The organism is Streptomyces sp. NPDC056373, assembly GCF_042262425.1.
Classification (GTDB): domain Bacteria; phylum Actinomycetota; class Actinomycetes; order Streptomycetales; family Streptomycetaceae; genus Streptomyces.
Window position 1 is genome coordinate 301,091 of record NZ_JBHJPX010000001.1, and the last position, 19,683, is coordinate 320,773.

General features: G+C 71.0%; 18 protein-coding genes. 7 read left to right on the top strand and 11 right to left on the bottom strand.

What is annotated here, in order from left to right; translation table 11 throughout:
• The first annotated feature begins 77 nt into the window (after window positions 1–77).
• Window positions 78–833, top strand: coding sequence for an alpha/beta hydrolase (locus tag ACFCXS_RS01425; RefSeq protein WP_376640798.1), 756 nt, complete (start codon window positions 78–80; stop codon window positions 831–833).
• A gap of 86 nt (window positions 834–919) precedes the next feature.
• Here ACFCXS_RS01425 and ACFCXS_RS01430 read toward each other — a convergent pair whose 3' ends face one another.
• Window positions 920–1,882 (bottom strand): LysR family transcriptional regulator, encoded by a 963-nt coding sequence (locus ACFCXS_RS01430; protein ID WP_376640799.1) that lies wholly within the window; start codon window positions 1,880–1,882, stop codon window positions 920–922.
• A 62-nt stretch (window positions 1,883–1,944) separates the two neighbouring features.
• Between ACFCXS_RS01430 and ACFCXS_RS01435 the strand changes: the two genes are divergently transcribed.
• Entirely contained in the window at window positions 1,945–3,219 is a 1,275-nt protein-coding gene (locus ACFCXS_RS01435) for an MFS transporter (RefSeq protein ID WP_376640801.1), read from the top strand.
• A 380-nt stretch (window positions 3,220–3,599) separates the two neighbouring features.
• Complete coding sequence (locus ACFCXS_RS01440) at window positions 3,600–4,616, top strand: sigma-70 family RNA polymerase sigma factor (protein WP_376640803.1); 1,017 nt, start codon at window positions 3,600–3,602, stop codon at window positions 4,614–4,616.
• Here the strand turns inward: ACFCXS_RS01440 and ACFCXS_RS01445 are convergent.
• Window positions 4,500–4,886, bottom strand: a complete 387-nt coding sequence (locus ACFCXS_RS01445; RefSeq protein WP_376640805.1) for an STAS domain-containing protein — start codon at window positions 4,884–4,886, stop codon at window positions 4,500–4,502. The genes ACFCXS_RS01440 and ACFCXS_RS01445 overlap by 117 nt on opposite strands.
• A 156-nt stretch (window positions 4,887–5,042) precedes the next feature.
• Here ACFCXS_RS01445 and ACFCXS_RS01450 point away from each other — a divergent pair, with 156 nt between their 5' ends.
• On the top strand, window positions 5,043–5,963 hold the full coding sequence (locus tag ACFCXS_RS01450; RefSeq protein WP_376640807.1) for an AEC family transporter: 921 nt from the start codon (window positions 5,043–5,045) through the stop codon (window positions 5,961–5,963).
• 1 nt (window position 5,964) lies between these two features.
• Here the strand turns inward: ACFCXS_RS01450 and ACFCXS_RS01455 are convergent, their stop codons facing one another.
• The 9 genes from ACFCXS_RS01455 to ACFCXS_RS01495 all read right to left on the bottom strand — a co-directional run bounded on the left by ACFCXS_RS01455 (window position 5,965) and on the right by ACFCXS_RS01495 (window position 16,767).
• Complete coding sequence (locus ACFCXS_RS01455) at window positions 5,965–6,558, bottom strand: Uma2 family endonuclease (protein ID WP_376640809.1); 594 nt, start codon at window positions 6,556–6,558, stop codon at window positions 5,965–5,967.
• Window positions 6,559–6,654: 96 nt separating this feature from the next.
• The gene (locus tag ACFCXS_RS01460; protein WP_376641495.1) at window positions 6,655–7,932 is read right to left on the bottom strand and encodes a thymidine phosphorylase; all 1,278 of its coding nucleotides are present in this window, start codon (window positions 7,930–7,932) and stop codon (window positions 6,655–6,657) included.
• A gap of 91 nt (window positions 7,933–8,023) precedes the next feature.
• Window positions 8,024–8,428 (bottom strand): cytidine deaminase, encoded by a 405-nt coding sequence (locus ACFCXS_RS01465; protein WP_362234923.1) that lies wholly within the window; start codon window positions 8,426–8,428, stop codon window positions 8,024–8,026.
• Window positions 8,425–9,690 (bottom strand): ABC transporter permease, encoded by a 1,266-nt coding sequence (locus tag ACFCXS_RS01470; RefSeq protein WP_376640812.1) that lies wholly within the window; start codon window positions 9,688–9,690, stop codon window positions 8,425–8,427. Before ACFCXS_RS01470 ends, ACFCXS_RS01465 begins: the two co-directional genes overlap by 4 nt.
• Window positions 9,687–10,805, bottom strand: coding sequence for an ABC transporter permease (locus ACFCXS_RS01475; RefSeq protein ID WP_376640814.1), 1,119 nt, complete (start codon window positions 10,803–10,805; stop codon window positions 9,687–9,689). Before ACFCXS_RS01475 ends, ACFCXS_RS01470 begins: the two co-directional genes overlap by 4 nt.
• Complete coding sequence (locus ACFCXS_RS01480; RefSeq protein ID WP_376640816.1) at window positions 10,805–12,376, bottom strand: ABC transporter ATP-binding protein; 1,572 nt, start codon at window positions 12,374–12,376, stop codon at window positions 10,805–10,807. The genes ACFCXS_RS01475 and ACFCXS_RS01480 overlap by 1 nt, the downstream gene beginning before the upstream one ends.
• 210 nt (window positions 12,377–12,586) lie before the next feature.
• A complete protein-coding gene (locus ACFCXS_RS01485) occupies window positions 12,587–13,636 on the bottom strand; it encodes a BMP family protein (protein WP_376640818.1) in 1,050 nt (349 codons plus the stop codon).
• A 283-nt stretch (window positions 13,637–13,919) separates the two neighbouring features.
• Window positions 13,920–14,963, bottom strand: a complete 1,044-nt coding sequence (locus ACFCXS_RS01490; protein WP_376640820.1) for a BMP family protein — start codon at window positions 14,961–14,963, stop codon at window positions 13,920–13,922.
• Between the two features lie 571 nt (window positions 14,964–15,534).
• Entirely contained in the window at window positions 15,535–16,767 is a 1,233-nt protein-coding gene (locus ACFCXS_RS01495) for a M20 family metallopeptidase (protein ID WP_376641496.1), read from the bottom strand.
• A 298-nt stretch (window positions 16,768–17,065) separates the two neighbouring features.
• On the opposite strand from ACFCXS_RS01495, the gene ACFCXS_RS01500 reads away from it, so the two are divergent.
• The 3 genes from ACFCXS_RS01500 to ACFCXS_RS01510 all read left to right on the top strand — a co-directional run bounded on the left by ACFCXS_RS01500 (window position 17,066) and on the right by ACFCXS_RS01510 (window position 19,581).
• Window positions 17,066–17,767 carry a class I SAM-dependent DNA methyltransferase gene (locus ACFCXS_RS01500; protein WP_376640822.1) on the top strand — a complete coding sequence of 234 codons (702 nt, stop codon included), beginning with the start codon at window positions 17,066–17,068 and terminating at the stop codon, window positions 17,765–17,767.
• A gap of 81 nt (window positions 17,768–17,848) precedes the next feature.
• A complete protein-coding gene (locus ACFCXS_RS01505) occupies window positions 17,849–18,640 on the top strand; it encodes a methyltransferase domain-containing protein (RefSeq protein ID WP_376640825.1) in 792 nt (263 codons plus the stop codon).
• The gene (locus ACFCXS_RS01510; protein ID WP_376640827.1) at window positions 18,637–19,581 is read left to right on the top strand and encodes a DMT family transporter; all 945 of its coding nucleotides are present in this window, start codon (window positions 18,637–18,639) and stop codon (window positions 19,579–19,581) included. Before ACFCXS_RS01505 ends, ACFCXS_RS01510 begins: the two co-directional genes overlap by 4 nt.
• The last annotated feature ends 102 nt before the right edge of the window (window positions 19,582–19,683 follow it).

Consider the following 19,683-nt stretch of genomic DNA (forward strand, 5'->3'; position numbering starts at 1 on the left):
CTTGACGTTTTCGTCGATACGTAACGGTGACCCCGAGGACGGGTCGAGTACACCCGCGCTTCTGACACTGTTCTGTCATGGCACACCAAGCGACGCCGGTTCGCAGGGCCCGGCTGGGCAGGGCACTCGGTCCGGAACCGACGGCGGTGAGCGGCGTGGTGCTGCTGCTCCCCGGTGGCGACGAGGTTTCCGGCCGCAGACCCTCGTCCCTGCTGGCGGCCGCTTCCGTGCGGGCCGTCGGGCGCCGCCTGGCCCGCGCGGGCCGGGACGAGGGTCTCGCCGCGCACGTCGTGCACTACCGCTGCCGCGGCTGGAACGGCGACGAGGCCAATCTCGCGCAGGACGCGACCTGGGCGGCCGACGAGGCCGTACGGCGGTACGGAGACGTCCCGGTCTGCCTCGCAGGCATCGGAATGGGCGGCCGGGCCGGGCTGCGGGCAGGCGGGCATGACGCCGTCAACTCCGTGCTCGCGCTCGCCCCTTGGCTGCCGGAGGAGGGTTCCGCCGCGCCACCCGAACCGGTGAAGCAGCTGGTCGGGCGCCAGGTGCTGATCGTGCACGGCACGAACGACGGGCGGACGGATCCGGAGCTGTCGTTCCGGCTGGCGGCACGGGCGAAGAAGGCGAACCGGGACGTGTGCCGGTTCGAAGTGCACGCGGACGGGCACGGGTTGCATCAGTACCGGGACGAAGTGCTGGCTCTGGCCGAGGACTTCGTGATGGGGGCGTTGTTCGGGCGGGCGGTGTCGCGGCCCGTGCGGGATGCGTTCGCCGCGCCGCCGCCGTTGGGGTTGCGGATGCCGTTGGCCTCCGGCTTCGGGCGGAGACGATAGCGCCGTAGAGGTCGAGCGTGTCTTCGGAATGCGGGTCGTGCGTGGCTCGTCGCGCAGTTCCCCGCGCCCCTGACGTCCTCTGCCGTTCAGGTGGGCAACAAGCTGCCCCTTCTTGAGAGCAGGAACCTTTTGAAAGCCGCTACCGGGGGTGTGTCCGGGTGGCCTTCCAGCCAGGCCACGCCGATCTCGCGGACGGCTCGCGGTGCCGTGACCGTCAGTTCCACGACGCCCGGGCGGGGGACGGCCGGTGGGGGCAGGAGGGCGACCCCGAGGCCCGCCGCCACCAAGCCCCGCAGTGTTTCCGCCTCTTCCCCCTCGAAGGCGATGCGGGGCTTGAAGCCGGCCTCCTTGCACAGGTCGTCGGTGATGCGGCGCAGGCCGTAGCCGGGTTCCAGGGTGACGAAAGTTTCGTCGGCGGCCTCGGCCAGGCGGATGCGGCGGCGGCCGGCCAGGGAGTGGTCGGCGGGGACGACCAGGCGCAGCTTCTGCTCGTCCAGGCGGCGGGCCACCAGGTCGGGGGCGTCCGGCACCGGGGACGTCAGGCACAGGTCGAGCTCGCCGGCGCGCAGTCGTTCCAGCATGGCTTCGCCGTAGTTCTGGACGAGGCTGAAGCGGACGCGCGGGTGGTCCGCACGGAAGGCGTGCAGGAGGCCCGGGACGGTCTCGGCGCCCATGGTGTGCAGGAAACCGAAGGCGACCTTGCCGGTGGTCGGGTCGGCGTCGGCGCGCACCTCCTCGGCGGCGCGCTCCACCTCGGCCAGGGCGCGCTCCACGGAGGCGAGGAAGGTGCGGCCGGCCGGGGTGAGGGAGACCGTGCGGCCGTGCCGGGCGAACAGGTCGACGCCCAGATCCTGCTCCAGGCGGGCCATGGAGCGGGACAGGGTCGACTGGGGGACGTTCATCTCCTGGGCGGCGCGGGTGACGTGCTCGGTGCGGGCGACGCCCGCGAAGTAGGCGAGGCGCGGCGCCAGCAGCTTCGACATCTCCGGCATGTCTTCTGTGTCACTGCTCGGTGACAGGCGGCCCTGTGAGCTCGGTTGATGCACCATGGGAACGATTATGACCGTTCCATGCATTGGACGGATGAGTGGGGGCTCCGTAGGTTCGAGGCATGTCTCCCGCCAGTACCGGGGCGTCCACCGTCGTGGGCGCCGATGCCTCTGTCCCCACTGCCGATTCCCGTGTGTCCCCGGGCGGCCCCGGCTACCGCCGGATGAGCTTCGCCCTCTTCCTCGCGGGTGTCGCGACCTTCGCGCTGCTGTACTCCACCCAGGCACTGCTCCCGCTGATCTCCGGCGAGTTCGGGGTGGCGGCGAGCGACGCGAGCTGGACGGTGGCGGCCGCGACGGGCGGGCTGGCGCTGTTCGTGCTGCCGATGAGCGCCCTGTCGGAGCGCTTCGGACGCCGGGCGGTCATGACCGCGTCGCTGGCCGTGGCCGTCACGCTCGGGCTGCTGGTGCCCTTCGCCCCCTCCCTCGGCGTGCTGATCGCGCTGCGGGCCCTGCAGGGCGCGGCCCTGGCCGGTCTGCCGGCGTCGGCGACGGCTTACCTCGCGGAGGAGGTCACCCCCAAGGCCCTGGTCACCGCCATCGGCCTGTTCGTCGCCGGCAACAGCGTCGGCGGGATGAGCGGCCGGGTCATCACCGGCTGGGTCGCGCAGGAGTGGGGCTGGCGGGCCGCCGTCGGCGTCGTCGGCGTGATCGCGGTGGCGTGCGCGGTGGCCTTCCGGCTGCTGCTACCCGCCCCGAAGCACTTCAGGGCCGGTTCGCTGCGGCCGCGCGTCCTGGCCCGGACGGTCCGTGACCACCTGTCCAACCCGCTGCTGTGCCGGCTGTACGCGATCGGCGCGCTGTTCATGACGGTGTTCGGCGGCGTGTACACGGTCATCGGCTACCGGCTGACCGAGGCCCCGTTCTCCCTGCCGCAGGGCATCATCGGCTCCATCTTCCTGGTGTACCTGGTCGGCACGGTGTCGGCGTCGACCGCGGGCCGGCTGGTCGGCCGGCTGGGCCGCCGGGGCGCGCTGTACGCGGGCGGCGGCACGACCGCCGCGGGCCTGCTGCTGTCCCTGGCGGGCACCCTGCCCCTGGTCCTGCTGGGCCTGGTCCTGATCACGGCGGGCTTCTTCGCGGGCCACGCGGTCGCCTCCTCGGCGGTGAGCAAGACGGCCACGCACGGCCGCGCCCAGGCCTCCGCGCTGTACCAGTCCGCCTACTACATCGGCTCCAGCGCGGGCAGCACGGTCGGCGCGATCGCCTTCCACGCGGGCGGCTGGGCCGGGACGGTCGGGGTGGGGCTCCTGGCGGTCCTGGGCGTCGTGACGATCACCGTCTTCGGGACCCGGGCGGCCCGGCTGCAGCGCCGCCACCTGGCCGCGGCTGCCTGAGCTTCGGCGCCGATCCCCCTGTTCGGGGCCGGTTGTCAGTGGGTGCGGATACCGTCCGCACCGGCTGACCACCGGACCGAGCAGGGGGATTTTTCATGGAGTTCCGGATCGACCGTACGGAGTTCACCGACGCCGTGGGCGGGGCGGCACGGGCGCTGCCCGGGCGGACGCCGGTGCCGGGGCCGGGGCGCACCGGCATCCGCTCATGTCGGTGAAGGAGTTGGTGTGAAGGCCGCCGGGTCCGTCGCGGCCGGTCTGGATCACCTGCTTCGACCTGCACTCTTGTGCGCTCGAGGGGCCGTTGTCAGTGGGCTGCGGTAGCTTCCGAAGTGCTGGGGCGCAACGGCGCGCGAACAGAACGTCCACAGGGGTGGGTGGAGATGGCGAACGGCACGGCGGCAGCGACGGACCTGGACATCAGGCTGGAGGCACACCGGACGGAGCTGACGGGGTACTGCTACCGGATGCTCGGCTCCTCCTTCGAGGCCGAGGACGCGGTGCAGGACACGATGGTCCGCGCCTGGCGCAGCTACGACAAGTTCGAGGGCCGCTCCAGCCTGCGCTCCTGGCTCTACCGGATCGCGACCAACGTGTGCCTGGACATGCTCACCGCGGGCAACAAGCGGGCCCGGCCCATGGACCTGACCGAGTCCACCCCGCTCGCCCGGGCCGCCCTCTCCCCCCGCCCGGACAACACCTGGCTGGAGCCCATGCCGGACGCCCGTGTGCTGCCCACGACCGGCGACCCGGCCGAGACCGCGATCGCCAAGGAGTCCGTCCGGCTCGCCTTCATGGCCGCCCTGCAGCGGCTCCCGGCCAAGCAGCGGGCCGTGCTGATCCTGCGCGAGGTCCTGGCCTGGAAGGCCAGTGAGGTCGCCGAGCTGCTGGGCACCTCGGTGGCGTCGGTGAACAGCGCCCTCCAGCGGGCCCGCGCCACCCTGGCCGACCGCCGGGAGCCGGGCGCCGACGCGGCGGTCTCGGACCCGCTGGACGAGGACCAGAAGAAGCTGCTGGACCGGTATGTGGCGGCTTTCGAGGGCTACGACATGGCGGCGCTGACGGCCCTGCTGCACGAGGACGCGGTCATGACGATGCCGCCGTTCGACCTGTGGCTGACGGGTACGCGGGACATCACCGGCTTCATGACCACGCTCGGCGCTCCCTGCGCGGGCTCCCGGCTGGTGCCCGTGCAGGTCAACGGCCTGCCGGGGTTCGCCCAGTACAAGCCGGACCCGGACAACGGCGGTTTCATGCCGTGGGCGGTCCAGGTTCTGGAGATCTCAGACGGCCGGATCACCGGGTTCCACTGCTTCCTCGACACCCAGCGCTGGTTCCCGCTGTTCGATCTCCCCCTCCACCTCGAAGCGGAGACCGACCAGGTCGAGCAGGGCGCGTAGGGCCGGGTCGGGGTCGCGCAGCCGGATCCGTCCCCCGGCCCGGCGGGCGGCCAGCTGGAGCCTCGCCAGCAGGTCGACGGCGGCGAGCCCCGGCGGCCCCACTCCCGCGACATCGCACACCACGACCCGGGCACCGCTGCCGTGCAGCAGTGCCCGCACATCGTCGCTGAGCCCTCTCACCTCGTCCCGGGTGACAGGGCCGGGCAGTACGAGCACGGGCGGTGTCATGGCGTCCACGATCGGTAGACCGGGTGGGCGGCTGTAACTCATCGCGTCTGTCCGTCCTGCCGGGCCGCGACAACGGCCTGCGGCGCCGTGAGGATCACATTGACCTGGGCAGCGCCTTCCCCGGAGGGTTGGCTGCATGCTCCAACCATCTCTCCCTGCCACGCTGTCCGACACCTTCTTCGCCGGTGGGGAGGTGCCGTGCGGGGGGTGCTGAGCGGGTTCGCGGTCATCGCCGTCGTCATCGGCGTCGGCTATCTGATCGGCCGCCGGGGGTATCTGGGCGACGGGGGCCGCGAGGTCCTCACCAAGCTCGCCTTCCACGTGGCGTCCCCGGCGCTGCTCTTCACGACCCTCGCGCAGGCCGACCTGTCGGTGATCTTCTCCGACCGGCTGCTGGTCACGGCCATGAGCACGGCAGCGGCGGCGGGTGTCTTCGTGGCGGTGGGTGCGGCGCGGGGCTGGGGCGTGGGCCGGACGACGATCGGCGCGCTGTGCTCCAGCTACGTCAACTCCGGGAACCTGGGCATCCCCATCGCCGTGTACGTGCTGGGTGACGCGTCACTGGTCGCGCCGGTGCTGCTGTTCCAGCTGGTCGGGGTGACACCGGTGGCCCTGACCGTCCTGGACCTGGCGAGCGGTGGCGAGAAGCGGCCGCTGTGGCAGCGGCTGCTGACGCCGCTGCGCAATCCGATAGCGCTGGGTTCCCTGGCCGGGGTGGCGGTCTCGGCGTCGGGCCTGAGGGTGCCGGGCCCCCTGCTGGACCCCCTCACCCTGATCGGCAACATGTCGGTCCCGGCGGTCCTGCTGGCCTTCGGCATCTCCCTGCGCGGCAGCACGCTCCCGCTGCGCGGTGCGGAACGGGCCCCGGTGCTCCTCGCCGTGGCCCTGAAGTCCGTGGTCCAGCCCCTGGTCGCCTGGGCGCTGGCGGCGGGCGTCTTCGGCCTGCACGGTGCCCTGCTGCTCGACGTGGTGGTGACGTCCGCACTGCCGGCCGCCCAGAACCTGTTCACCTATGCGAGCAGCTACCGGGTGGGCGAGGTCCTGGCGCGGGAGGCGATCCTGCTGTCGACGGTGCTTGCGGTGCCGGTGCTGGTGGTCGTGGCGGCGGTGCTGGGGTGACTCAGTTCCCGTCGAACTCGCCGGTGTCGAGTTCGAGGCCGAAGGGCTCGGGCAACGCGATATGTTCCCCGAACTTGCCCGCGTCGAGAACCCGGTAGACGTCCCGTTGCGGTTCGCCGTAGAGCGTGATGGTGGGACCGCCGGGGGCCCAGCCGTCGATGAGCAGGTACAACGGCACACCGGCCTGGGCGTAGCCTGCGGCCTTCTTGATCCGGTCGTGCGCCGCGTTCGACTTGGACGTGATCTCGACGATGAGTTCGGCGGCAGCCGCTGGGATGAAGTTGCCACCCTCGTCACGCAGCACCTGCCTGGGGGCTACCGCGAGATCAGGAATGTAGAGCCCGTCCCGGGACGGGACTGCCGTGCCCAGAGTCTGGTAGATGCCCCAGTGCCTGGGGATGACCTCGTACAGGGCTCGCTGGACCAGGTCGGCGATGTCGTTGTGGGCGTTGGACGGCGGTGGTGCCACGGTGACGATCCCCTCGATGATCTCCACCTTGCAGCCCTCCGGCGCGTCCGTCTCCTGCCAGATCCGGACGAGGTCGTCCCACTCGTGCCCGTTGGCCGGCGAGTGGTCGACGGTGAGTGCGCTCATGGCGGTACTCCAATCAGTGCGTCACCGATCCCAGCATGCCGAACGGGACTGGTGCGGGTCCACCAGCCCCGTTCACCCGAACGAGAAAACCCCAGGTCAGGCGATCCGCTCCAGCACCACCGGCGACGCCGTGAAGTCCGTGCCGGACGCCGCGACGTCGTAGGAGCCCTCGATCGACTGGAGGGCGTACTCGAAGCGCTCGGGCGTGTCCGTGTGGAGGGTGAGAAGGGGCTGGCCTTCGCGCACCGTGTCGCCCGGCTTGGCGTGCAGCTCGACGCCCGCGCCCGCCTGCACCGGGTCCTCCTTGCGGGCCCGGCCCGCGCCGAGGCGCCAGGCGGCGACGCCGATGTCGTAGGCGTCGAGGCGGCTCAGGACACCGGACGACGGGGCCTTGATCACGTGCTGCTCGCGGGCGACCGGCAGGGCCGCGTCCGGGTCGCCGCCCTGGGCCGCGATCATGCGCCGCCAGACGTCCATCGCCGAACCGTCGGCCAGGGCCTTCGCCGGGTCGGCGTCCTTGATGCCGGCCGCGTCGAGCATCTCGCGGGCGAGCGCGACCGTCAGCTCGACGACGTCCGCGGGGCCGCCACCGGCCAGGACCTCGACCGACTCGCGGACCTCCAGGGCGTTGCCCGCGGTGAGGCCGAGCGGGGTGGACATGTCGGTGAGGAGCGCGACCGTCTTCACGCCGTGGTCGGTGCCGAGACCCACCATGGTGGAGGCCAGTTCGCGGGCGTCCTCGATGGTCTTCATGAAGGCGCCGGTGCCGACCTTGACGTCCAGGACCAGCGAACCCGTGCCCTCGGCGATCTTCTTGGACATGATCGAGGACGCGATCAGCGGGATCGCCTCGACCGTGCCGGTGACGTCGCGCAGCGCGTAGAGCTTCTTGTCGGCGGGGGCGAGGCCGTCACCGGCGGCGCAGATGACCGCGCCGGTGGTGTCGAGGACGTTCAGCATCTCCTCGTTGGACAGCAGCGCGCGCCAGCCGGGGATGGACTCCAGCTTGTCGAGCGTGCCGCCGGTGTGGCCGAGGCCGCGGCCCGAGAGCTGGGGGACGGCCGCACCGCACGCGGCGACCAGAGGCGCCAGCGGAAGGGTGATCTTGTCGCCGACACCGCCCGTGGAGTGCTTGTCGGCCGTCGGGCGGGACAGGGACGAGAAGTCCATGCGCTCGCCGGAGGCGATCATCGCGGCCGTCCAGCGGGCGATCTCGCGGCGGTTCATTCCGTTCAGCAGGATGGCCATGGCGAGAGCGGACATCTGCTCGTCGGCGACCTCCCCGCGGGTGTACGCGTCGATGACCCAGTCGATCTGCGCGTCGCTGAGTTCACCGCGGTCCCGCTTGGTGCGGATGACGGAGATGACGTCCATGGCCATGGCTTGGCTTCCTTCCGAGGTTTCCAGAAGCCGTACGGCCCCTCTGAGCCGGTCGCGTGAGCAACTCAGAGGGGCCGCACGGAAATTACTTGCTGAGGTGCTCCGGGCCGAAGGCCTGGGGCAGCATCTCCGAGAGCGGCAGGATCCCCGCGGGGGTCTCCAGCAGCAGATCCGGACCGCCGAACTCGTGGAGCAACTGACGGCAGCGGCCGCACGGGACGAGCGTGTCGCCGTCGCGGTCGACGCAGGTGAAGTGCGTCAGCCGGCCGCCGCCGGTGTTGTGCAGCTCGGACACCAGGCCGCACTCGGCGCACAGTCCGAGCCCGTACGAGGCGTTCTCGACGTTGCAGCCGGAGATGATCCGGCCGTCGTCGACGAGGGCCGCCACGCCGACCGGGTAGCCGGAGTACGGGGCGTACGCCCGGGACATGGCGTCCCGCGCCACCGCGCGCAGCTTCTCCCAGTCGACGTCCGGGCCGGTGCCGGTCACTTGCCCTGCCCCTTCCGGTACGGCAGCCCGTCCGCCTTCGGCATCCGCAGCCGCTGGGCGGACATGGCGAGGACGATGAGGGTGATGACGTACGGCGTGGCGGAGACGACCTGGTTCGGGACCTCGTCGGTGGTCGCGTACCAGGCGAAGACCAGGGCGGCGACGACCGCGGTGATCATCGACGGGGCGTACTTCTTGCGGACCACGAGGAAGATCGCCCCGATGATCAGCAGCAGCGCGCCGAGCAGCAGCAGGGCGTGCACGTTGGAGGAGCCGCCGCGCAGGTTGAGGCTGTCGGTGTAGCCGAACAGGCCCGCACCGAGGGCCAGACCACCCGGCATCCAGTTGCCGAAGATCATCGCCGCGAGGCCGATGAAGCCGCGTCCGCTGACCTGGCCCTCCAGGTAGAAGGGGTTGGCGACGATGGAGAGGAAGGCACCGCCGAGGCCGGCCAGTCCGCCGGAGATGACGACGGCGATGTACTTGTACTTGTAGACGTTGACGCCGAGGGACTCGGCGGCGACCGGGTTCTCGCCGCAGGAGCGCAGCCGCAGGCCGAACGCGGTGCGCCACAGGATCCACCAGGTGCCGGGGACCAGTGCGATGGCGATCAGGGTCAGCCAGGAGACGTTGGTGACCAGGCCGCCGAGCAGGCCGGCGATGTCCGAGATCAGGAACCAGCCGTGGGCGTTGAGGTCCCGCAGGGCGTCGGACAGTCCCGGCACCGTGAAGTTGCCGAGGGAGTCCACCGCCGGGGACTGCTTGGCGGAGCCGCCTGTGTGGCCCTCGAAGGCGAGGGGCGCGAGGTAGCGGGTGGCGCCGAGGGCGAGGATGTTGATGGCCACACCGGAGACGATGTGGTTGACGTTGAAGGTGACGGTCACGAAGGCGTGCAGCAGACCGCCGATCGCGCCGCCGAGGATGCCGACCAGGACACCGGTCCACGGGCCCCACTGGAAGCCGGCCCAGGCGCCGAACCAGGTGCCGAGGATCATCATGCCTTCGAGGCCGATGTTGACCACGCCCGCGCGCTCGGCCCACAGGCCGCCCAGACCGGCCAGGCCGATCGGCACGGCGAGCTGGAGCGCGGTGGACATCTGGCTGACGTTGGTGATGCCGTCGGCGCCCGTGATGATGCGGACGATCGAGGTGAGCGCCAGGCCTGCGGCGATGACGAGCAGCAGGACGGGCCACGACAGGCGGCGGCCGGTCGGCGCCGCGGGCTGCAGCGTGGGCTGGTTGACGTCGGTCGCGGTGGTCATCGGCCAGCCACCTCCTTCGTGTTCTGAGCGCCGAGGACGTGTCCGGCGGCGAGTTCGGCGCCGACGCGACGCTGCTGGCGGCGCAGGCCCCATTCGCGGACGGCCTCGTAGGAGACGACGACCGAGAGGACGATCAGGCCCTGCATGATGACCGCGATCTCCTTGTCGTAGCCGTGGAAGTCCAGCTCGGGCGAGGCCTTGTCGAGCCAGGCCCACAGCAGGGCGGCGAAGGCGATGCCGACCGGGCTGTTGCGGCCGAGCAGCGCGATGCCGATGCCGAGGAAACCGATGCCGGTGGGGAAGTTGAGGTCGTAGGTGTGGCTGTCGCCGAGCAGGATCGGCAGGCCGGCCAGGCCCGCGATGCCGCCGGAGATCAGCATGGCGGTCAGCACCATGCGCTTGGGGTCGACGCCACTGGCCGCGGCGGCGCTCGTCGAGGCGCCGGAGGCACGCAGGTCGAAGCCGAAGCGGGTGCGGTTGAGGACGATCCAGTAGCCGATGCCGAGCAGGGCGGCGAGCAGCACCAGGCCGTAGATCTCACCGGCGTCGCCCAGGCTGATGCCGGGGATCCAGCCGGACTCGGACATCTCGCCCGTGGTGTTGTTGTTGCCGGCCTTGACGCCGAAGACGTTCGGCAGCCACATGTAGGCGATCACGGAGGTGGCGATCGCGTTGAGCATGATCGTGGCGACCACCTCGCTGACGCCGCGGGTGACCTTGAGGACGCCGGCGATGCCGGACCAGAAGGCGCCGGTGAGGACGGCGGTCAGGAGCAGCAGCGGGACCTGCAGGACGGCCGGCAGGTTCACATGGGCGCCGACGACGGCGGCCATCATGGCGCCGAGCTGGTACTGGCCGTCGACGCCGATGTTGAACAGGTTCATCCGGAAGCCGATGGCCACCGCGAGGGCCGCGATGTAGTACATCGAGGCCTGGTTGATGATCAGGACCTGGATGTCGGAGAAGCCCAGCTGCTCGAACATCAGGGCGAACGGCTCGAAGGGGCTCTTGCCCGAGGCGAGCAGCACGATCGCGCTCAGGACGAAGGCCACGGCCAGCGCGATGACCGGTCCGGCCACCGCGAGGAGGAGGCGCTCCTTGTCGAACTTCTTCATCAGCGGGCCTCGTCTTCCGGAGACTCGGGGGCGTCGGCCTTCGAGGTCTCGGGGGTGTCGTCGTGCTCGAGGTGCCCGGTGGCGGCTCCGGTCATGGCCGAGCCGAGCTCCTCGGGGGTGATGGTGGCCGGGTCGGCGTCGGCGACCAGCTTGCCGTTGTAGATCACGCGCAGTGTGTCGGACAGGCCGATCAGCTCGTCCAGGTCGGCGGAGATCAGCAGCACGGCCAGGCCCTCGCGGCGGGCCTCGCGGATGTGGTCCCAGATGGCGGCCTGGGCGCCGACGTCCACGCCCCGGGTGGGGTGCGCGGCGATGAGGAAGCGCGGCTTGTGGCTCATCTCGCGGCCGACGATCAGCTTCTGCTGGTTGCCGCCCGACAGGGAGGCGGCGGTGACGTCGATGCCGGGGGTGCGGACGTCGTACTCCGTCACGATCCGGCGGGTGTCCTGCTGGGCCGCCTTCGGGTCCAGCCAGACGCCCTTGGCGAGGGGCTTCTCGGTGACGTGGCCGAGGATGCGGTTCTCCCAGAGGGGTGCCTCCAGGAGGAGGCCGTGGCGGTGCCGGTCCTCGGGGATGTAGCCGATGCCCTGCTCGCGCCGCTTGCGGGTGGGCCAGGCGGTGATCTCCTCGTCGGCTAGCCGGATGGTGCCGCTGTCGGCGGACCGCAGGCCGATGAGGGCGTCGACCAGTTCGGTCTGGCCGTTGCCCTCGACGCCGGCGATGCCGAGGACCTCGCCCGCGTGGATGGTGAAGCTGATGTCGTCCAGGAGGGCCTTGCCGCCGGGGGCCGCGAGGCGCACCCGGTCGACGGTGATGACCGGGCGGTCGGTGACCGTGGACTCGGCCGTCTCGGGCGTGGGCAGCTCGCTGCCGACCATCATCTCGGCGAGCTGACGGGGCGTCGTCTCCGACGGGACGGCCGTGCCGACGGTGGTGCCGCGGCGGATGACGGTGATCTCGTCGGCGACGGAGAGCACCTCGCCGAGCTTGTGGGAGATGAAGATGACCGACAGGCCCTCGGAGCGCAGTTCGCGCAGGTTGACGAAGAGCGCGTCCACTTCCTGCGGCACGAGCACGGCGGTCGGCTCGTCGAGGATGAGGGTGGTGGCGCCGCGGTAGAGGACCTTGAGGATCTCCACACGCTGGCGGGCGGCGACGCCGAGCTCCTCGACGAGGAGGTCGGGCTCGACGCCGAGGCCGTAGCGCTCGGAGAGCTCCTTGATCTTGCGGCGGGCCTTGGCACCGATGCCGTAGAGCTTCTCGCTGCCGAGGACCACGTTCTCGAGGACCGTGAGGTTGTCGGCGAGCATGAAGTGCTGGTGGACCATGCCGATGCCGCGGACGATGGCGTCGGCCGGCGACGAGAAGGTGACCTGCTCGCCGCCCACGGCGATGGTGCCCTCGTCCGGCTTCTGCATGCCGTAGAGGATCTTCATCAGCGTGGACTTGCCGGCGCCGTTCTCTCCGACCAGGGCGTGCACGGTGCCCTTGCGGACGCTGAGGTGGATGTCGTAGTTGGCCACGACTCCGGGGAAACGCTTGGTGATCCCGGCGAGTTCGACGGCGGTCACCGATTCGTTGACCGCCGCTCCGGCCGGAGGGCTGCTGGACGCGTTGATGGCGCACTCTCCTGGGGACGGGGGCCGTCTACGCGCGTAGCGCCCCTACGGCATGCAAAGGGGCCGACGCCCCGCGGCAACGGGGCACGAGGAGCAGCTCCCCGTACCCCGTCGAGCGGACGTAACCCCGGGGGTTACCGCCTGCTTCGAGGCAGTCGCTCGTCAGCTGCTCTTGACCTTGATCTGGCCGCTGATGATCTTCTCCTTGGCCGTCTTGATGGCTGCCTGGAGCTCGGCGTCGTCCGCGAACTTCGGGTTCGAGTTCGACAGGCTCACCTCGCCGGACTTCAGATCGCCACGAACGATACCGGTCTCGGGCTTACCGTCCTCGACCGACTTCGCCAGGTTGTACACCGCCTTGGCGACGTCCTTCATCGCCGACGTCAGGATGGAGTCCTTGTACTTGGCAAGGGCTTCCTGCTGGTACTGGTCGGAGTCGACACCGATCGCCCACACCTTCTTGGTGGCGGCGGCCTCGATGACGCCCTGGCCGGACAGACCGGCGGCCGCGTAGACGACGTCGGCCTTCTTCTCGATCTGACCCTCGGCAGCCGTCTTGCCCTTGTCGGGGCTGGCGAAACCGCCCTCCTCGGCCGTCTGCGTCAGGTACTGCGAGAGCACCTTGACCTTGGGGTCGGTGTCCTTGACGCCCTGCGCGAAGCCCGCCTGGAACTTGTGGATCAGCGGGATGTCCACGCCGCCGACGAAGCCGACGACCTTCGACTTGGAGGTCTTGGCGGCGGCGACGCCGGCCAGGTAGGAGGCCTGCTCCTCGTTGAAGACCAGGTCGGCCACGTTCTTGGTGTTGATCGTGGCGTCGTCGACGATGCCGAAGGTGGTCTTCGGGAACTTCTCCGCGGCGCCCTTCACGGCGGCGGCGTACGCGTAGCCGACACCGATGACCGGGTTGTAGCCCTGCTTGGCCAGGGAGACCAGGCGCTGCTCCTTGTCGGCGTTCGTCTCGCCCTCGGTGGGCTCCAAGTCGGCCGTCTGGTACCCGAACTCCTTCTTCGCCTGCTCAAGGCCTGCGTAGGCGGCGTCGTTGAAGGACTGGTCGCCCTTGCCGCCGACGTCGTAGGCGATGGCGAGGCCCTTGTCGCCCTTCGAGTCCGACGACCCGGCAGAGGTCGAGGTGCCGCCGCAGGCGGAGAGCGCGAGGGCCAGGGAGGCGGTCGCTGCGCCTGCGACCGTGATCCGGGAAATCCGGCGCATGTGTGGGTGCTCCTGTCGTACAACCGAGGTGCACAGCGCCGGACGGTTCAGCTTCAGCGCTGGCTTCGCCGCAGATTAACGCGCGTAGACCTGCCTGAAAACCCCTTCTGTCCACCTTGTTATGCGCCCGTGGCCAAGCCATCACCCGGGCTTGGCCGGGGCGTTGCCGACCGCAAACGGGGGGTGGCGCTGGGTGATCCGGTTCCGGGAGAGGGCCGGGAAACGCGGAGCGGGCAGGCACCCAGGTGGTGCCCGCCCGCTCCGGCTGGTCAGACCGGCCGGATCACTCGGTGTTGACCTTGATCTTGCCGTCGATGATCTCCTGCTTGGCCTTGTTCACCGCGTCCTGGAGACCCGCGACCTTCGCGAACTGCGGGTTGGACTCCGCCAGGCCCACGCCGTTGACCTTCAGGTCGAAGGTCTGGGTGCCGGTCAGCGGCTTGTCGTCGTGGACCGACTTGGACAGGGCGTAGACCGCGCCGCCGACGTCCTTGAGCGCGGAGGTGAGGATGTAGTTCTTGTACGGCGCCAGGGCGGCCTGCTTGTACTGGTCGGAGTCGACACCGATCGCCCAGACCTTCGCCTTGGCGGCGGCCTCGATGACACCCTGGCCGGACAGGCCGGCGGCCGCGTAGAGCACGTCGGCCTTCTTCTCGATCTGGCCCTCGGCGGCGGCCTTGCCCTTGTCGGGGCTGGAGAAGCCGCCCTCCTCGGCCGTCTGCGTCAGGTACTGCGACAGGACCTTCACCTTGGAGTTGGTGTCCTGCACGCCCTGCTTGTAGCCGGCCTCGAACTTGTGGATCAGCGGCACGTCCACACCGCCGACGAAACCGACGACGTCGGTCTTCGTGGCCTTGGCGGCGGCGACACCGGCGAGGTACGAGGCCTGCTCCTCGGCGAAGACGAGGGAGGCGACGTTCTTGCCCGGGACGACGGAGTCCACGATGCCGAAGGTGGTCTTCGGGTACTTGGCGGCCACGGCCTTCATCGCCGGGCCGTAGGCGAAGCCGACACCGATGACCGGGTTGTAGCCCTGCTTGGCCAGCGACGCCAGGCGCTGCTCCTTGTCGGCGTTCGTCTCGCCCTCGGTGGGCTCGATGTCGGCCGTCTTGTAGCCGAACTCGTCCTTGGCCTTCGTCAGACCCGCGAAGGCGGCGTCGTTGAAGGACTGGTCACCCTTGCCGCCGACGTCGTAGGCGATGGCGAGGCCCTTGTCACTGCTGCCGCTGTCGCCGCTGTCACTGCTGGTGCCGCCGCAGGCCGTGGCGACGAGCCCGAGCGACGCGACCCCCACCGCGACACGGGTCAGTTTGGAAATCCGACGCATCTGAAGTTCCCCATTCTCCAAAGCCCCGCGATGGGTGCTCGGTTCGGCGCACATTAACGCGCGTAGACACTCCTGGGAACGGTTCGCCGCGGGGCCGTTATCCATTCGTGCCGATGGCCGGTTACGCCCTTGTGAACCACGGGATCGAACGGGGTCGAAAGGTGTAGTCGGGAGCGGTCGGGAACACGGCGCGTGTCTACCTCGTGTCGCGGACCAGGCTGCCGTGGGGCTGCGCCGCTCGCAACCGGAGAGCAGGCCGTCGGGCCCGGGGGTGTGGCTGCCCGGGCCGGGGGCGTGGGGGTCGAGGTCGTCGGGCCTGTGCGGCGGCGTCGTGGCTTGTCGCGCAGTTCCCCGCGCCCCCGAGTGGCCGTGCGGCGGCGTCGTGGTTTTCGCGCAGTTCCCCGCGCCCCTGAGTACCTGTGCGGCGGCGTCGTGGCTTGTCGCGCAGTTCCCCGCGCCCCCGAGTGGCCGTGCGGCGGCGTCGTGGCTCGTCGCGCAGTTCACCGCGTCCCCGAAGAGAGGCACGGCCGCCCCTGCCCGGAGGAAGGCAGGGGCGGCCGGGCAGGCGGTTCTAGCGGAGGCCGTTGACCAGGGCCGCGGCCGTGAAGAGTTCCACTCCTACCGTGATGGCCGACTCGTCGACGTCGAAGTCGCCCTGGTGGAGGTCGCGGACCTGGCGTTCGCCGGGGGTGCGGACGCCCAGGCGGGCCATCGCGCCGGGGACGTGCTCCAGGTACCAGGAGAAGTCCTCCCCGCCCAGGCTCTGCTCGGTGCTCTCGACGGACTCGACCCCGCGCCGGGCGATCATCGCGTCGCGCAGCAGCTCGGTGACGCCGGGCTCGTTGACGACGGGCGGCACGCCGCGCACGTAGTTGATCTCCGACTTGGCGCGGTACAGGTTGGCGATCTCGTCGATGGCCGCGACCACGACGTCGGGGGCCTGCCGCCACGCCTCGAGGTCGAGGCAGCGCACGGTGCCGGAGAGCTCGGCGTGCTGCGGGATCACGTTCGGCGCGTGCCCGGACTCGACGCGGCCCCAGGTGATGGCGAGCCCGCTGCGGCTGTCGAAGCGGCGGCCGACCAGCGCGGGTACGTCGGTGACGACGCGGGCGGCGGCGGTGACCAGGTCGGTGGTGAGGTGCGGGCGGGCGGTGTGGCCGCCCGGGCCGTCGAGGCCGATCTCCAGCCGGTCGCAGGCGGAGGTGATGGGACCCTCACGGAGCCCGATCTTGCCGGCGTCCACCCGGGGGTCGCAGTGCACGGCGATGATCGCGCCGACGCCTTCCAGTGCCCCGCACTTGATGGCGTCGGCGGCGCCGCCGGGCAGCACCTCCTCGGCGGGCTGGAAGATCAGCCGGACGGGGCGGGGCAGGGCGCCCCGGCGGTGCAGTTCGGCGAGGACGAGGCCGGCGCCGAGGACGACGGTGGTGTGCACGTCGTGACCGCAGGCGTGCGCACGGTCGGGCACGGTCGAGCGGTACGGGCACTCCGCCTTGGTGTCCGGAATGGGCAGGCCGTCGATGTCGGCCCGCAGGGCGAGCATGCTGGGACCGCCGTCCCACTGCTCGCCCTCCACGCCGATGTCACAGACGAGTCCGGTCCCCACGGCGAGGACGCGCGGCTTGAGGCCGGCCCTCTCCAGCCGCTCCTTGATCGCGGCGGTCGTGCGGAACTCCTGGTTGCCGAGCTCCGGGTGCATGTGCAGGTCGCGCCGGAACGCGATGAGCTCCGCCCGCAGAGCGTCGGGCAGTGCACCGGGAAGCACGGCTCCGCCGGGAAGATCGACCTCGGACTCCAGTGACATCAGTGGCTTCACCCTTTGAAGGGTAGGGCGCCCGGGCGGTCGACCGACCCTGGATCAACAAAACTTCAACCCGATAGGGGAAGAAAATATGATCGCCCGGCGCATAGCTATCAAGTGAGGTGGGTAAACTCGCCTGCCTTTTGGGCCGGACCGGGCCATCCACCCCCGGAGTGTGACTTCAGTCACATCAACGTCACGACTCCGGTATCCATCCATCCTCTCCACGGATACCACGCCGTGCGCGGCGAACACCGGCGTGTTCATCTGCCGGACCCGCTCCCCCACTAGTGTGCGCTTCGTGCGCGCCCCCGATTTTGTCGAGTCCACGCAGGCCTCGTACGACGCCATCGCCGAGGCCTACGCCGCCGAGCACCCCGACAGCCTGGCCGGAAGACCGCTGGAACGGGCACTGCTGTCGGCCTTCGTGGAGCTGGTCCGGGCGCCGGGGACACCCGGGCGGCCGCCGGTCGCGGACATCGGCAGCGGGCCGGGGTACGTGACGGCGCGGCTGCACGAGGCGGGGCTGCCGGTGTTCGGGGTCGACGCGTCGCCCCGCATGGTGGCCCTGGCCCGTCGCGCCCACCCGGAGCTGCGCTTCCACGTCGGTTCGATGACGGCCCTGGACCTGCCGGAGGCGACGCTCGGCGGGATCGTCGCGCTGTACTCGATCATCCATGTGCCGGACGATCACCTGCCGTCCGTCTTCGCCGGGTTCCGCCGCGTCCTGCTGCCGGGGGCGCCGGTGCTGCTCGGTTTCCAGTCCGGGGACGAGGACGGGCATCAGCGCCTGACCGAGCGCTTCGGGCAGGAGATCTCGCTCGACTACTACTGGCGCACCCCGGACACGGTCGCCGGGCACCTCGAGAACGCGGGCCTGGAGACGTACGCCCGGGTGCTGCGTGCGCCCCAGGGTGAGGAGAAGATGCCGCGCGCTTTCCTCCTGGCCCGCAGACCGAGGCCCGCCCCGTCCGATGCCTTTCGGCCAAGCGGTCACGGCTAGGTAGAACTACCGAAGCCCCCACGCCGTGCCCGCCGGTAGAAACGAGGCTCGTCGGTCGCGGAGTGGTGGAAGGACGTTCGCATGCCCCTGCCCGGTCATTCGGTTCACAGTGCGCTGGCCACCAGCCTGGAGGCGGCCCCCGGACAACGGGTGCTCGACCTGGGCTGCGGCACCGGCGGGACCCTCCAGGCCGTGGCTTCGAGAGCGTCCGGCGCGGTGCTGTACGGCTGTGACGTCGACCCTGGCGCCGTGACGGCCGCACGCGCCCTGCTCGGGGAGGACGCCGAGATAGAAGTGCACGACCTCGACAAGCCGACCCGGTACCCGGCCGGGAGCATGGACGCGGTGGTCTGCCACGACGTCCTGGAGTTCCTGCGCGACCCGGGGGCGCTGATCGACGAGGTGGCCCGGCTGCTCCGGCCGGGTGGGAGGGCGGTGATCTCGCACACGGACTACGACGCGCTGGTGATACGCGCCGGCGACCCGGAGCTGACCCGGGCCGTCTGCCACGGATGGGCGGAGTTCCCGGAGGAGTGGATGCGGTTCAGCGACGCCTGGATGGGCCGCAAGGCCGCCTCCCTGGTGCGCAAGAGTCTGCTGCGGCTCGAGCGGGTCGACACGCACGTGACGGTCTGCACCGAGCTGGCCGGGTTCGCCCGGCACCGCGTCGACCAGATCGCCGCGGCTCTGCGGGAGCGGGCGCTGAGCGGGACGGGCCCTCTGTCGGCCGCCGAGGTCGACACGTGGACGGGTGCGGTGGAACAGGCCGCCCGGGACGGGGAGTTCTTCTACGCCGAAACCGCCTTCCTCGTCCGGGCGACCCTGGCCCACGATCCCGTCGCCGTGACGAGTGCCGGAGCTGTCGGGGCATGACGGCCGTCGCACCCGCATCGCCGCACCTGCCCCCGGTCCGAGGCACCGTTCCCGCGCTCGCGGCCACCGTCTGCGCCATGGTCAGCGTGCAGACCGGGGCCTCCCTCGCCGTACTGCTCTTCGACCGGGTGTCGCCCGCCGGGACCGCCTGGCTGCGCCTGAGCTGCGCGGCCGTGCTGCTGCTGCTGTGGACCCGGCCGCGGATCAGCCGTCTGCCGCGGCGGGACCTCGGTGCGGCGGCGGGGCTGGGCGCGGCGAGCGCGGTGATGACCCTGTGCTCGTTCCAGGCGATCGACCGGCTGCCCCTGGGGACGGTGAGCGCGGTGGAGTTCGCCGGGCCGCTGCTCGTCGCCGTGGCGGGTTCACGACGACGGACCGACCTGTACTGGCCGCTGCTCGCGCTGGTCGGGGTGCTGCTGCTCACCCGGCCCTGGGAGGCCTCCGCCGACTGGCCGGGGATCGGGTTCGCGCTCGGTGCCGCGGCGGGACTGGCGGGCTACATCCTCCTGACCCAGCGCGTCGGCGACCGGCTGCCGGGGCGGCAGGGCGTCGCACTGGCCACCGCCGCGGCCGCTCTGTGCACGGGCGTGGTGGCGGGTGGCGGGGCGCGGGCGGACTGGTTCGACCCGGGCGTGCTGGCGGTCACGGCACTGGCAGCCGTGCTGCTGCCCATCCTCCCGCACCTGCTGGAGCTGTTCGCGCTGCGCCGGCTGACGGCGGGGGCGTTCGGAACGCTGATGAGTCTCGAGCCGGCCGTCGCCACCGGCATCGGTTTCGTGGTGCTGTCCCAGACACCCGACGTTCTGCAGGTGGCCGGCGTGGCCCTGGTCTGTGTGGCGGGAACGGCCGCGTGCCGCAGCGGTGGGCGTGACACACGGCCCCCGCTCCAGCCCGCGGATCAGCGCACGACCGCACCCCTCCCCCCGTGCCCGGAGCGCTGAGGACCCGTCACCGCTGATGTGCGAGTGTCACCGTCCCTCGCGCCCCGTCACCGCGCCACCCGTCACGGTCACCCGCCGCCGTCACGCATCACCCATCGCCGT